Genomic DNA, 14506 nt, shown 5'->3' on the forward strand with positions numbered 1-14506 from the left:
CGTTGTATGGCCCGCAACGATTCCTTTTTGCACCACTTGCTACGACTTAAGAGGAACAGTATGATGGGAGGATTGACTATCACAACTAGAAGGATCAGGACAACATGAGAATTAGAGATTGGGATCAGAATTTAAAAATTCGGCTTTTGGGAGAAACCTGCTTTAACGTTATCTTTTGGGTGTTTTATCCTTTTCTGTCGATCTATTTCGCGCAATCCTTCGGTAAAAGCTGGACCGGTATCCTGCTCATCCTGTCACAGGCTTTATCCGTGTTTGTTAACTTATTCGGAGGTTATTTCGCGGACCGGCTCGGGCGAAAAAAGGTCATGGTGTTCGCAGCCAGCGGACAAGCCGTTGGTTACGGCATTTTCGCCTTTAGCGCAACTCCTTGGCTGGATGCCCCCGCCATCGGATTTATCGGCTTCACCTTCGCCAGCTTATGCGGCACCTTGTACTGGCCTGCCAGCCAGGCGATGGTAGCCGATGTTGTGCCGGAGCAGCACCGTTCCAGTGTATTCGCCGTCTTTTACACTGCGGTTAATATGGCTGTTGTAATCGGCCCGTTGATCGGCGCCACCTTCTTTCTGGACTCGCCTTCTATCATCTTGTTTGCGGCAAGCGCGGTCTGCCTGCTTGTTGCCGTTTTGCTTGCCTCTTTTACAAGAGAGACGCTTTCGGCGGATTTGCTCAAAGAGAGACGCAGCGGTAGCGAGCCATGGTACAAAGCCGTCTCGAAACAGCTTCAGGATTATAAGGTTATTGCCTCGGACCGCGTATTCCTGCTGTTCATCATAGCTGGTGTTCTGTTAGCCCAGACCTTTATGCAGCTGGATTTGCTCTTCCCCGTTTTCCTGAAGGAGACGATCCACTCGACTACGGTGCTTGCCTACGGCGACTGGAGCTTCCAATTGTCCGGCGAGAAGCTTTTTGGACTCATCGTATCGGAGAATGGACTGTTTGTCGCCTTGTTTACGGTAGCCGTAACCAAATGGATGCTGCAATTCCGTGACCGTTTTGTATTCATCGGAAGCGCGCTGCTGTACGCGACCGGAATTGCGTTGTTTGGTCAAATGTCCACGTTCTGGGGCTTGACCGCCGCGATTGTCGTATTTACGCTTGCGGAGCTGATGACGGCCGGTCCGCAGCAGACATTTGTATCCCGGCTGGCGCCGGAGCATATGCGCGGGCAATATTTTGCGGCTTCCAGCCTGAGGTTTACGATTGGACGAACGCTGGCTCCGATCTCCATCCCGCTTAGCGAATGGATCGGTTATGACGGAACGTTTGCCCTCCTGACCGTGCTCGCCGTACTGTCCGCGGTAATCTACTACAGGATGTTTAATCAGTTCGATAAACAGACAGCATAGGAAAAGGAAAAAGGCAGAACCCTAGGGTTCTGCCTTTAGTATATAACTAGCTTCTAACCTCTAGCTTTCCTTTGAAAAACAGCTCGGTGACTTGCGTCTCATCCAGCTCGCCGTCCAGAATTCGCTTCGCATCCTCCAACGTTTCGTACAGGGACAGCCACTCGCCGGCCTTATTCGTATAAGGCTCCGAGACAAAAAACGGCTGGGCCAGATAAGATTCCAGTCTCTCCCCCCGTTTATACAGCTGCGAATCGGCATCCGTTATTTTATCAAGTCCGTGCGTAGTTACTATCAATCGCAGCTCTCTATAACGTCGAAGCAGCTTACGCGCGCGCTGCTGCAGAGCAAGATGCGCCGCATCCAAATAATTGCCTTCCGATATAGTCGAAGTGGAGGTTATAGGATCGATAGCCGGATAAATACCGCGGCTGATCAAATCCGAATCAAATCGCCATAACGTATCTAGCGGTCCGTAGGCTTCGGCAGCCGAATCATCCGCAACGGCGTAAGCCATATCTACCAACGCGACCGTGATCGGTCTTGCACCCGCTTCCTTCAAGCTCTCCTTTAGCGAGAAAAGCTCCCCGCTTAATACGGTGCTGCGGTCAACGCCCAGCAAGATATCCTTCTCTTCGCGAAGCTTAACGATCTGTTTATCTATATCATCTCTTGTTGCAAGTACGAATTCGGACTGTTCTTTGACATGGCTAATGCCCGGAGCATCGGTACCCGGATCCCAAAAAATCGTCGTATACCCCCGTTTGTTCATCCGGTGCATAAACTCGGCTAACAATACAAGCTGCCCCATATTGGGTCTGGCCACAAAACCAACCGTTCCGCCCCGCACGACCGGCGCGAGCAAATCCAGCGCTTTAATTCCGGTTTCGATCATCCTCATCCCGCTCCCTCTAATTATGAGTTCATCAAGACTACAACCTGCCAACGTGGCTAAAGCAACCAAAGTGCGGACCTCCGCACGGCCGACGGGTATTTTCCCCGTACAAAGATTCGAGACGGTTGCTGCCCGAAGACCGGCTGTCCGTGCCGCAGAAGTAAGATTGGGTACGCGACGGCGCAATAGCGGAACGTTAAGCTGTAACTCTTCCTCCATTTTTTAGCACCTCCTTACTTTATATAGTAATCAAAATTACTCTGAAGCGCAACTAATATTTGTAAAATAGGGTGAACATCAATTGAATTCCCGAATCTATCACCTACCTATTTTTAACAAGAATTTTGTCATATTTTATGCTACGATAAGATTTGAATTAGTAGATTATCCCTAGTATTGGAGGCGCTTTCGGAGATGAGTCAAGAACAAGTAGCTGAAGGGTATTTTGGAGAATTTGGCGGCAGCTTTGTCCCGCCTGAGCTGAAGGAAGTATTGGACTACTTAAGCGCGCAATTCAACAAGTTCAAGGATGATCCGGAATTTAAGGAAGAACTGGACTATTATCTGAAGGAATATGTCGGCCGCGAAAACCCGCTGACTTACGCCGAACAGCTGACGAACGCCTGGGGCGGCGCAAAAATCTATCTGAAACGCGAGGACTTGAACCATACCGGCGCACACAAAATCAATAACGTGGTTGGCCAAATCCTGCTCGCCAAACGGATGGGCGCTAAACGCGTCATTGCCGAGACCGGTGCCGGTCAGCATGGCGTTGCTACAGCAACCGCTTGCGCGATGTTTAACATGGACTGCGTCATCTATATGGGCGCGGAGGATACACGCCGGCAGGCGCTGAACGTATTCCGGATGGAGCTGCTTGGCGCTACCGTTGTACCGGTAGACAAAGGTCAAGGCCGCCTGAAGGATGCCGTTGACGAAGCGCTGAACGATCTGGTTGCCAACTATCAAAACACGTTCTACCTCCTGGGTTCGGCCGTAGGCCCGCATCCGTTCCCAACGATGGTTAAGCACTTCCAATCGATCATCAGCGAAGAATCGAAGCGTCAGATACTGGCCAAGGAAGGCCGTCTCCCGGATGCCGTTATCGCCTGCGCTGGCGGCGGCAGCAATGCGATTGGAGCTTTCGCCCACTACATCGACGAGCCTTCCGTACGCCTGATCGGCGTTGAACCGGATCAAGCGCCAACCTTGACCGAAGGCGTTCCTGGCATCATCCACGGCTTCAAATGTCTCGTGCTGCTTGATGAAGAAGGCAATCCAAGAAAAACGTACTCTATCGCAGCTGGTCTTGATTATCCGGGTATCGGACCGGAGCACAGCCATCTGAAGGTTACCGGGCGCGCGGAATACGTTACGGTAAGCAATGAAGAAGTGCTCGCAGCGTTCCAGGAGCTGTCCCGTACGGAGGGCATTATCCCCGCGCTTGAAAGCGCCCATGCGGTTGCCCACGCGAAAAAGCTCGCTCCAACGATGAACAAGGACGAGATCATCATTATCAATCTGTCCGGCCGCGGCGATAAAGACGTGGAGCAAGTGTTCCACATGCTTCATAAATAACGTTTGACAGCAGCTTCTGCCTCTTTGGGCGGGGCTGCCTTTTTTTTGACTGCCCGGAAGCGTATACTTGGATTAGGCTCTTATAGCCTGCAGTTACAAAGTTGTTCGTGTATTAATTTCTTTTTGGGAGGTACATAAACCATATGAGTTATGAATCGTATTTTTCGGAACGTAGAGAGCAGCAGCTGGAGGAGCTTAAAGAGTTTTTGAGAATTCCAAGCATTTCGGCGCTGTCTGAGCATAAGCAGGACATGATCAAAGCTGCCGAGTGGGTGGCAGGCAAGCTTGAGGCAGCTGGACTTGAGAACGTAAAGATTCATCAGACGGCCGGACATCCGATTGTATATGCCGATCATCTTCATGCGCCGGGCAAACCAACGGTCCTTGTCTACGGCCATTATGACGTACAGCCGGTCGATCCGCTTAATCTGTGGGAGACGCCACCGTTTGAACCAACGGAACGTAATGGCAAGCTGTATGCGCGCGGGGCAACGGACGATAAAGGACAGGTCTTCCTGCATATCAAAGCCGTTGAGGCCCTGCTGAAGCAGGAGCAGCAGCTCCCGGTTAACGTGAAGTTCTGCATCGAAGGCGAAGAAGAGATTTCAAGCCCTAGCCTGCTGACATTCTTGAACGAGAAGCAAGAGCTGCTCGCAACCGATGCCGTGCTTATCTCGGATACTTCCCTCATTGAAAAAGGCAAACCTGCCATCTCGACAGGTCTGCGAGGTCTTTGTTCACTCGAGCTGACCATTAACGCTTCGAATACGGACCTGCACTCGGGTACATACGGCGGCGGCGTTCCAAATGCGCTCCATGCCATGGTTGAATTGCTTGCATCTCTGCATGACAAACACGGACGTATTACGGTAGAAGGCTTCTACGAAGGGGTTCCCGAGCTAACGGCAGCCATGCATGAAGAGTTCGAGAAGCAGAAGTTCAACGAAGAGCAGCTGAAGAAAACGCTTGGACTCGGCACCTTGTACGGAGAAGAAGGCTATACGTTTGTAGAGCGCACCGGCGCTCGTCCAACGCTGGAGCTGAACGGCGTATGGGGCGGCTTCCAAGGCGAAGGCACCAAGACCGTGATTCCGAAAGAAGCGCATGCGAAGATCACCTGCCGCCTCGTCGGCCAACAGGATCCGCAGCGCATTCTGGATGCCATCATCGCGCATCTTCACGCGAACGTGCAGCAGGGAGTTACCTTATCCGTGAAGCCGGGCGAAAAAGCGCGCGCCTTCGATATGGATCCAACGATCCCGCTTCTGCAAACGGCAGCTGACGCATACGAAGCCGTTTACGGCACGCGCGCGTTGTTCACCAAGGACGGCGGTTCGATCCCGATTGTGGAGACCTTCTCCCGCCAATTGTCGGCGCCTGTTATCATGATGGGCTTTGGCCTGCCGGACGAGAATCTTCATGCTCCTAACGAGCACTTCAACCTCGAGAACTTCGACAAAGGTTTGCTGACGATCGTGGAGTTTTTGAAAAGAGTATAACTAGCCTCTAGGGGGAAATGAGAGTCACAAACCATTTGGGGTCAGAACGAAAGAAGCCGTAAAAGCCGGAGGGTATATAACCCTCCCGGCCGGTATTGTGATAATCATTGTAAGTCTGGCTATGTAACCGAAACTTTTTTCGTTGCACGTAATGCAGGTTATTACGCTTAAATGAGCAGTTACGGAACGTTATGTTGCACGAAGTGCAGCATATTTCGCTGAATTGGGCTTTATTGGTCGTTTTTGCCTTCATATCCTGCATTATGTGCAGGATATGGCCAGCTAATGGGGTTATCCGTGTCATTATGCTGTAAAAAGTGCAATGCAATTAATGGACTATACACCTAAAAAGGCAGCCTTGACGGCTGCCTTTTTTGTATACCTTTAAAACGCCGGAAGCGCGATATCGCTGTAATTATCCTCGAGGAATTTCTTAACCTCTGGGCCGGTCATCCGCTCAGCCAGCTTCTGAATCGCCGGGGAGTTTACGTTGTCCTCGCGCGCGACCAAGGTAATAACGAAGTCGGAGTCGCTGCCTTCTTTGATCAAAGCGTCCTTCTTAGGCGTCAGACCAAGCGGCTTCGCGTAAGCCGGAGTCATAAGAACCATATCCACATCATCAATGACGCGGGCAAGCATAAGCAGGTCCACTTCCTTGAACTTGAACTTATGCGGGTTATCCACGATGTCGGCTTGCGTGGCTTTAATGCCAACTCCTTCTTTCAGCTTGAGAAGACCGTTGTTCTCCATCATCACAAGCGAACGTCCGATATTGGACGGATCGTTGGCAATCGCGATGGTTGCGCCATCCGGAAGATCCTCGATTTTTTTATACTTTTTCGAATAACCGCCGTATACCGCATTATAGATCGCTTTAACCGGCACCAGATTCGCCTTGTTGGTTGCGTTGAAATCGTTCATATAAGGAACGTGCTGGAAGAAGTTCGCATCTACCTCTTTATGCTGAAGAGCCGTGTTCGGCTGTACGTTATCCGACAGCGTTACAATCTCCATGTTAATGCCGTCTTGCTTCAAGAGCGGCTTCACCAGCTCCAGAATTTCGCTCATCGGCGGAATTAGAACCGCTACCTCCAGGTTCACTTCCTGTCCGGCTTTTCCTTCGTTTGTTGCCTGATTATCCTGCTTGTCCGGCTTATTATTTTGACCGCATCCCGCGACAATCGCCACAAGGAGTGCGAGCATGACGAGCCCGATTACTTTGCTTCTCACTATCCATTCCTCCCGTTTATATCCGGCTGGCTTTATTATCTCTCTCTGCCAAATTTGGCAGTCAGCCGCCTGTAAGACCCAAGTCTAAGCGAGTCCTATTCATAAATCAATCTAGAGATTCGCTCGCACTGTTCGCAATTTGGAATATGAAATATAATATAGAAAATAGATGCCAACGGCTTGTAATGGAGGAACCTGCAATGTCATTTACTGCACAAGAAATCGAATTATTAAACCGCCAGCTCCCGGTTTGGGTAGAGTCGAGCAAAGTCCGTTCCGCCTACGGCAAGACGGCTTCCTATATTCCGGAGCTCGCCAAAGCTCCTCAGCATGCGCTTGGCATCCACATGATCGATACTAGCGGGCAAGCTGTTTCGGCAGGCGACTGCGGCTTGCCTTTTACGATGCAGAGCATCTCCAAAGTATTTACGCTTATTCTCGCCCTGATGGACAACGGAGAGGAAGCCGTCTTCCAAAAGGTCGGCATGGAGCCAACCGGCGACAACTTCAACTCCATGCTGAAGCTGGAGCTTGTACGTCCCGGTATCCCGTTCAACCCGCTAATCAACGCCGGCGCTATCGCCATTTCTTCCTTGATTCACGGCCGGGATTCCGCTGAGAAGTCCGCACGCATTCTCTCCTTCTTCCAAGCCCTTGCAAGCAATGATACATTAACGTACGACATGGACGTATACAAATCGGAATCGGATACCGCCAATCTGAACAGATCAATGGCCTATTTGCTGAAGGATAACGGCGTTCTGGAAGGACAAGTCGAGGACGTGCTGGATGTCTATTTCCACCATTGCTCGGTTCAGGTTACCTGCAGCGACTTAGCCCGAATGGCCCTTGTCCTTGCCAACAACGGTACCGATCCGATAACAGGTGACTCCTTAATCCCCCGCCGGTATGTGCAAATCGCGAAAACCTTTATGATTACATGCGGGATGTACAATGCATCCGGCGAATTCGCCATCCAAGTCGGGCTTCCTGCAAAAAGCGGCGTGTCCGGCGGAATCCTGACTATGGTGCCGGGAAGACTTGGCATCGGGGTAATTGGTCCGGCCCTTAACTCCAAAGGCAACAGCATCGCCGGCGTCCATCTGCTTGAGACCCTTTCGCGCGAAATGGATTGGAGTTTGTTCTAAGCGTTTTGGAGAAGTTCTCATTCCAATAAGACCCTGCGAGGGTCTTATTTGGCTAGTTAAGGCTGTTACTTTAATTATTAAGACCCTAACGGGGTCTTATTTTGGTTACAAAAGTTAATTTTCATCGGTTCTTCCTCGTTTTGTGAACGAATAAGACCCTGCAAGGGTCTTGTTCAACTGACTACTGCTCCATTTTTATTAGATAAGACCCTGTAAGGGTCTTATTTTGGCTACAGCTCATTTTCACTATTTCTGCCAATACCGGCGAGGTTAAGGCCCCCCAGGGTCCTTAACCTCCGGATAACCATCACTTTCATCCCGTTTGGGGCACCTATCTTACTTACTTAAAGCCCTTAAAGGGCCTTAAGCAGCCTTTAGTATGGCTATTTTACAAGCTTAAGGCCCCTTAGGGACCTTAAGTTCCTGATAATCAGCATATCCAGCCCGTTTGGGGTACCTCTCCTGCTCCCTTAAGGCCCCTTAAGGGCCTTAAGCACATTTTAGTATGGCTATTTACAAACTTAAGGCCCTCTAGGGACCTTAAGTCAAAATTAAAAGAGGTGTACGAACACCGAATCCCAGACTCGGCTGCATACACCCCTCTTATTTTTAAAGCTCCCGCATAAATTCATCAATATCTTTATCCGCTTTGGACTGATTACACTCATTGCAGGCGCATACGCAATTATCCGGCGTGGTATGGCCACCCTTTGCCCGCGGCAGCATATGGTCGATGGTATCGCCGTATTGTCCGCAGAAATGGCAGGTGTAATTGTCCCTAGTCAGGATATAGCTCCGGAAATCCTTATTGCTGAACAAACGCCGGATCGTAGTCCGGTTCACAATAACGGCGGCCCGCTCCTTCACGAGCGTCACCGCAAGCTCCAGCTCAATCTCCTGATGCCAGCGCCGCCCTTTATCGGTCTTGCCGCGCATCCAGACCGTCCCTTTGCGTGTCGTCCTTAGCAAAGTAGCATCCGTTGGCGAGTAATTCGCCGGCAGCGGACGGGGACGGTATTTCCCGCCGGCTCCGGCAGTCCGCGCCGGAGCTTTGGACGGTCTAGGCCGCTTTGGTGCCACAGCAGGAGCAGCTGCTGCTGCAGGCTCAGCTTGACTTGCCGGTGCGGCGGCAACCCCCTCGGGCATCGTTGCCAATGGCGTTGCCAGCTGACCCTCCGCCTCTTGATTAGCAGCAGATATCATAACCGGCGCGGTAATCCGGCTTCTTGTTTTCCGGCAGCTTCGGCAGGAACCACGCCTCGAAGCCGGTCCTGAACGCCTGCCCGTACGGCGGAGAAAATCCGTCATCGGCTTTTGCTCCAGGCAATGCACGCATTGCTTATATTGAGTCGTTTGCAAGTTATCGGTCATCGGTAGTGCCGGGTGTTCTAGCACCCGTCCTTCACCCCATTACCCTTTATAATTACAGCTTCATCCGATAGATCGGCTTATTCTCCAGTCCACGGACAACCGGCGTCCATGGTTCGCTTTCCGGAGTTGTCTGCAGGGCATCCTCGACCATTTGAAGCTTGGCATCCATCGCGTCAATATGATGCAGCGCCACAGCTTCCGCCGTTTGCGGCTGAACGGGACTCCCCCACTCTCCCAGATTATGATGAGACAGCACCATATGCTGCAATCCCAGCACTTTTTCCGAATCCAAATTAATATCGCAGCGGATGGCGGCCTCCGTAATCCATGTCGATGCCAGCGAAATATGTCCCATCAGCTTGCCCGAAAGGCTATAGTCGGATACGATGCCGAGCTGCGCGATCATCTCCTCGGGCTTAGCGATATCATGAAGAATAATGCCTGCTTTAAGCAGATCGGCGTTCAGGAAAGGCCGCTGCTTGCACAGAAATTCCCCGATCTCCAGCATTCTGGCCATATGGTAAGCAAGTCCGGCAAAATACGCATGGTGATGTGTCTTGGCAGCCGGGTAATGCGTCAGCTTTTCCTCCACCTTCGTCACGCAATAAGTGACAATCGCCTTAATCTCCGTATCTTGAATACTGTCTTTCGCTTTATAAATCGTATCAATAAGTTCATTGGAAGCAACCGGCGCCGAACGGATAAAATCAGTCAGCGTAATGCCGTCTTCCTCAACAGCAGGTCGCATGCGCGAAATCTTGATCTGAAGCTTCTCGCGGTACAGATGGACATTCCCCTGAACCTTAACGAGTCCCATCGGAAAGAAGGTTTCTTTGTCCTGCGATGAGACATCCCAGAACTTAGCCCCCAGCTGCCCCGTACCATCGGCTAATACAATATCGAAATAATCCTTAGGTGTTGTTGCATTGGTCTGTTTAACTTCCAGCTCCTTAAGCAAATAGAAGCCGGTAAAATCGTCCTGATTGCGAAGATCTTTAATTTGCGTCATTCGTGTTCCTCTCTCCAGCTGCCCACAACATTTGCTCAAAGATGCCGTCGTTATGGGACACATGATGCTCCTATTATACTATGAAATTCCCCGCTGCGGCGCGAAAAAGAAAGAGGCAGTCCGCCCGACATTTTGTCGGATGGACAGCCTCTGCCTTTTTTACTCCAATGCTTGCGCCGGCGCTGAAGCCGCTGGTTCTTCAGGAGCCCCGGCTTCGCCGTTATCCTTATGCGTCTCAACAAATTCATGAGCTGCAAAAAGAATAGCAGCCGCTTCCGCTCGGTTTACGATTTGCTGCGGGTGGAAATTGCCGTCCTCATCAAGCGCAACGATCTTGTACAGCAGCGCGCGCTGGATCGTTCCCTGATAGTCTACCGTAATATCCTTCTCATCCTGGATGTTGATGTACATCTTTATCAGCGGATATTGGCCGGTTTTCTCAAGGGCCTGAACCAGGTAATGAGCGAATTGCTCTCTAGTCAGCGGCTTATTCGGATCGATGTCAGCCGGCAGATCAAGTCCGTTATAGTGTGCGATGACGAAGCTTTCCGCGTACCAGGCATCATTTTTCACATTGGTGAAAAAGCCGTCCGCAGTAGGAGTCTGATTGAAATCAATGGCAGCCAGGCTTAACTGCATCGTCCGGACGATCAGCTCGATACCTTGCGCTCCCGTCAGGTTTTCTTCCGGATGGAACTCCGAAGAAGATACCCCTTTCACAATGCCAAGCTCCTGCAAAGCTTCAATTTGCGCGCGGCTGCTGGTGCCGGCAATGTCCGTGAAGCTGGAATTATCGGCGGCAAGCGCCTGGCCGGATACCGCTCCGAACAAGACAGCGGCGGAAATAGCCGCGGCAGTGATACGTTTTTTCATAACTGTATGTCCTCCTTCATCCTCTAGGCTGTGATATTGAACAACTGTTCAAAGTTATGGACGAAGGTCATGCGGTAAATGTTGCTAGAAGCTGATTTCCTGCTTGCTCTTTTTAACGGCTGTCATCCTCATATACAAGTAAAGCAAGGTGAATCCGACCAGCCCGATTAACGCCATCCCCATTCCTGTCCAATAGATGGACCTTGGCCCGATCTGCTGGAACAGATAACCGCCAAGAAATCCGGATGCAATCCCCGACAAGCCGCCCCATGTCAACGCATAGACCGCCTGCCCCGATGCCCGCAGCTCGCTGGGAACGATAAGCGCCGTCAGCTGCGTGCCGATATAGTAGAACGCTCCAAACGTCAGACAATGCAGCGCCTGGATAAAAATAATTTGCTCCGCGTTGCCCGCTCCTGCCATCAGGAACCAGCGAAGCGCATACAGCAGGCTGACGAGAATCAGGCAGCTGACCATCGTCCGGACATGTTTGGACAAGTACCGGTCAAAGAGCAGAAATACCGGGATTTCGAAGACGGAAGACAGAAAAGCCGACCAGCCCACAAGATCCGTATGCCCGCCAAGCTCCGTCATATACAATGCGATAAACGTTGTGTTCATCGAGTTCGGAATCGAGATCAGAAGCCCGATAACGAGAAACACGAGAAACACCTTATTGCCCAGCATCCGCCGGTAATTTACGCCTTGAGCCGTCTTTGGAGAGGATCCTCTCGGCAGGGTAAACGCGAATCCGATCGCGACCAGCATCATAATCGTATAAACCAGCCATAAACGGCTGATGCCAATCTGCCCGAGAATCGGTCCCGTAACCAAAGCAAGTATCGCCCACCCGCATGATCCCCATAACCGGAACGCCCCGAACTTGTGGCGCGTCCCTTCGATACTGTTCAGGATAAGGCTGTTGCTCTGCGAGAACAACGGCATCTGGAAAAAGAAAAAGAGCAGCATACAGCCGAATATAAACGTGTAGGAGTCGCTTAAAAATACGAGCTGCATCGCAATAAGATTGCCGGCCAGCATCAGAATAAGAATTAACCGGATATTGCGGCTCCGATCACTCAAAAATCCCCATAGCGGGTTTGCAATGAGCGACACGATAGGGCCGCCTGCCATAAGCGCCCCGATTTTCAGCGGATTAATACCGATTGACTGCAAATAAAGGGCAAAAAACGTGCTGTAGACCGCTATCGTTCCGTAACTGAAAAAATTGAACGCCTTGATAAAGTGAAAGCTTCTTCTTTCTATTTTTCCTTCTATCTCACTCATGTTGTCCATCACCGCTTTCTTTGCAGCCTAGACGGAAATAGCCGTTGAGCTTGACCGGGCGGTTACTTCCTCCGCCGTCACTTCGCGGCCGAGCTCTTCGGATAAATAAATCCCCTCGCTGATCAGCATCGTACGCAGTGCAATATCGGATGTCGGGAGCAGCGGAACCCGTCCCTGCAGCGCCGCAATCCAGTGATGCTGCGAGGAGTCGTATGCATCTTCATTCTCGCGGAGCCGGTGCCAGCGTAAGTCCATCATGTCCAGGTCAATCGTGCTGTCCATATCGATATCGCATACCGTGCTATGGTAGCTGAACGGCTGGGAGGCTTCGCCAGGCATGCCGTTAGGCAATCTGACACCGCCCTCCGAGCCAAGAATGCTGCTTCCCTCAAAGCTTCCCATATGCACCGACCAAGCTTCGATCAGATCAAGCGTTAAACCGCCCTTGAACCGGATAAAGCCGGTCGCCAGTTCCTCTACGTTAAACCCGCTGCTGTTCTTGCGTTCCTCCACCATCGCCATCTCCTGATAGACCTTGCCCGAGATGCGTTCCACCTCCGGATTGCCAAGCAGGTAAAGCAGCTGAGCCACATGGTATACTCCCATATCGAGCAGAGCACCTCCGGCTGCCGTTTCTTTGCGGGTGAAAAACGGCGTCCCGTAACCGTCCACAAAGGGACGGTTTCTACGGCGGAAGCCGGTGGAACGCGCATGGTACAGCCTGCCCAGCTTGCCGCCGTCAATCAGCGTCTTAGCCGCTTTCGTATCCTTGCCGTAAAGCGTAAACAGCTGAATATGCAGCAGCTTGCCCGTCTCCTCCGCAGCCTCCAGCATTCTTCTGCCGTCTTCGTAAGTACCGGCTATCGGTTTTTCGCAATATACATGCTTGCCGGCCTCCAGCGCAGCAATCGTGACGGGAGCATGGAAGTTATTATGCAGGCAGACGTCAACCGCATCGATATCCTCGCGCCTAATCAACTCGCGATAATCGGAGTACACATGCGGAATTCCGTATTGGTCGGCTACCCTTTTGGCCTCCGCTTCGTTTACATCGCAGACCGCAACAATCTGGGCGCCCGGAATCGAACGGTACTTCTCGATATGCTGCTTGCCGATTTGGCCAACGCCAATAATCCCGATTTTAACCGTCTCCATTACCCTTCACTCCTTAAGTCAGCTTCGTCCGCAAGCAGCTTTTTCACCATGCCAAGCAGCCTCTCCGTCTCCAGATACTGCCGCGTCGGCGCGTTATATTCAATTCCCCAATAGCCCTTATAACCCGCATCCTTTAGCGTTGCAATCGTATTCAAAGCATCGCCGGATACGGCGGTTTTTTCATCAAAATGGGTGTGGTAGGCCCACGGCGCAACCAGCTTGTCGCCCTCTTCAGAGTCGGCTTTCCACCGTCCAAGATGGACCAGGAAGCCGAATGCCGGATGGTCGACCGCTTCGGCGATCCGTTTCATTTCGCGAGGCAGCAGCGATGCGCCCATGTGATTCTCCGGACCGATGAGGAAACCGTTATCCGACGCAAATTGCGCAAACTCCCGGTAAGTCCGGACCGTGTAATCGAATTGCTCCTCCGTCATCGTCTCTACGTCATGGTAGCTTCCGCCTGTATCGATCCGGACAGTCTTCGCGCCGAGAATAACCGATGCGCGCAAATGCACAAGAGCGTTATCGTGGAGACGTCTCCTAACCTCCGGGTCCGGATCCCACAGATGAGCGCCGTCAACGGCGAAATTGACCACCGACATTTCTTTTTCGTCCAATGCCTCCCGGATTTTGCGGATATAGCTTTCCTCTGCAAGCTGATAGATCGGCCCCGTGCTGCGGTCTATAAAGAACCCGTTCCACAGATCGGCGACATCCAGCCTGTAGCGGTATTTAACCGTTTCCAAATAGCCAAATACATCCATTTTCCCTTCCAGATGCGTGTTGTTAAACGAATAGCCTCCAATTGATACGTTCACGATTCCTCACTCCCGCTGATCAATATGTCCATCCCCTTCCATTATAGTGCTTGAACTGCGTAAAATAGGGATATTTTTAACGGCTGGCGGGGTAAATTTCTATTCGCTTGACACAGCAGGAAAAAGATCGTTCTCGAAAATGAATACGCTTTAAAAGGAAACATCAGCTTTCTGCGGCGCCGATGTGTTGGATATTGCCGATATGAGCATAATAAGAATGAAAAATGCCGCCCGCCAAGCCGAATCAATCTAGATTCAAGATAATAATGATACATATTC

The 14506-nt window shown here is 51.3% G+C and carries 12 protein-coding genes; 4 read left to right on the forward strand and 8 right to left on the reverse strand.

Annotation, left to right across the window (positions count from 1 at the left end; all coding sequences use genetic code 11):
* Positions 1-104: 104 nt before the first annotated feature.
* On the forward strand, positions 105-1367 hold the full coding sequence (locus tag PJDR2_RS23720; RefSeq protein ID WP_015846264.1) for an MDR family MFS transporter: 1263 nt from the start codon (positions 105-107) through the stop codon (positions 1365-1367).
* 46 nt (positions 1368-1413) lie between these two features.
* On the opposite strand, the gene PJDR2_RS23725 is transcribed toward PJDR2_RS23720, so the two are convergent.
* Positions 1414-2478: an ATP synthase subunit B gene (locus PJDR2_RS23725; protein ID WP_015846265.1), complete on the reverse strand. Its 1065-nt coding sequence runs from the start codon at positions 2476-2478 to the stop codon at positions 1414-1416.
* A gap of 195 nt (positions 2479-2673) precedes the next feature.
* Between PJDR2_RS23725 and trpB the strand changes: the two genes are divergently transcribed.
* Together trpB and PJDR2_RS23735 are read left to right on the forward strand one after the other, a co-directional pair.
* Positions 2674-3837: a tryptophan synthase subunit beta gene (trpB, locus tag PJDR2_RS23730; protein WP_015846266.1), complete on the forward strand. Its 1164-nt coding sequence runs from the start codon at positions 2674-2676 to the stop codon at positions 3835-3837.
* Positions 3838-3980: 143 nt separating this feature from the next.
* Complete coding sequence (locus PJDR2_RS23735; protein WP_015846267.1) at positions 3981-5336, forward strand: dipeptidase; 1356 nt, start codon at positions 3981-3983, stop codon at positions 5334-5336.
* A 384-nt stretch (positions 5337-5720) separates the two neighbouring features.
* Here PJDR2_RS23735 and PJDR2_RS23740 read toward each other — a convergent pair whose 3' ends face one another.
* On the reverse strand, positions 5721-6539 hold the full coding sequence (locus tag PJDR2_RS23740; RefSeq protein WP_041614608.1) for a MetQ/NlpA family ABC transporter substrate-binding protein: 819 nt from the start codon (positions 6537-6539) through the stop codon (positions 5721-5723).
* Positions 6540-6766: 227 nt separating this feature from the next.
* Between PJDR2_RS23740 and glsA the strand changes: the two genes are divergently transcribed.
* Complete coding sequence (glsA, locus tag PJDR2_RS23745; protein WP_015846269.1) at positions 6767-7714, forward strand: glutaminase A; 948 nt, start codon at positions 6767-6769, stop codon at positions 7712-7714.
* Positions 7715-8323: 609 nt separating this feature from the next.
* On the opposite strand, the gene PJDR2_RS23750 is transcribed toward glsA, so the two are convergent.
* The 6 genes from PJDR2_RS23750 to PJDR2_RS23775 form a co-directional block, all read right to left on the reverse strand.
* Positions 8324-9085 carry an HNH endonuclease gene (locus PJDR2_RS23750; protein ID WP_041613596.1) on the reverse strand — a complete coding sequence of 254 codons (762 nt, stop codon included), beginning with the start codon at positions 9083-9085 and terminating at the stop codon, positions 8324-8326.
* 52 nt (positions 9086-9137) lie between these two features.
* Positions 9138-10094, reverse strand: a complete 957-nt coding sequence (locus tag PJDR2_RS23755; RefSeq protein WP_015846271.1) for a 3'-5' exoribonuclease YhaM family protein — start codon at positions 10092-10094, stop codon at positions 9138-9140.
* A 159-nt stretch (positions 10095-10253) separates the two neighbouring features.
* A complete protein-coding gene (locus PJDR2_RS23760) occupies positions 10254-10967 on the reverse strand; it encodes an S-layer homology domain-containing protein (RefSeq protein ID WP_015846272.1) in 714 nt (237 codons plus the stop codon).
* A gap of 84 nt (positions 10968-11051) precedes the next feature.
* On the reverse strand, positions 11052-12254 hold the full coding sequence (locus tag PJDR2_RS23765) for an MFS transporter (protein ID WP_041613598.1): 1203 nt from the start codon (positions 12252-12254) through the stop codon (positions 11052-11054).
* 27 nt (positions 12255-12281) lie between these two features.
* A complete protein-coding gene (locus PJDR2_RS23770) occupies positions 12282-13409 on the reverse strand; it encodes a Gfo/Idh/MocA family protein (protein WP_015846274.1) in 1128 nt (375 codons plus the stop codon).
* Complete coding sequence (locus PJDR2_RS23775) at positions 13409-14227, reverse strand: sugar phosphate isomerase/epimerase family protein (protein ID WP_015846275.1); 819 nt, start codon at positions 14225-14227, stop codon at positions 13409-13411. Before PJDR2_RS23775 ends, PJDR2_RS23770 begins: the two co-directional genes overlap by 1 nt.
* Positions 14228-14506 lie beyond the last annotated feature (279 nt).

Origin of the sequence: Paenibacillus sp. JDR-2 (genome assembly GCF_000023585.1) — a bacterium.
Classification (GTDB): Bacteria; Bacillota; Bacilli; order Paenibacillales; family Paenibacillaceae; genus Pristimantibacillus.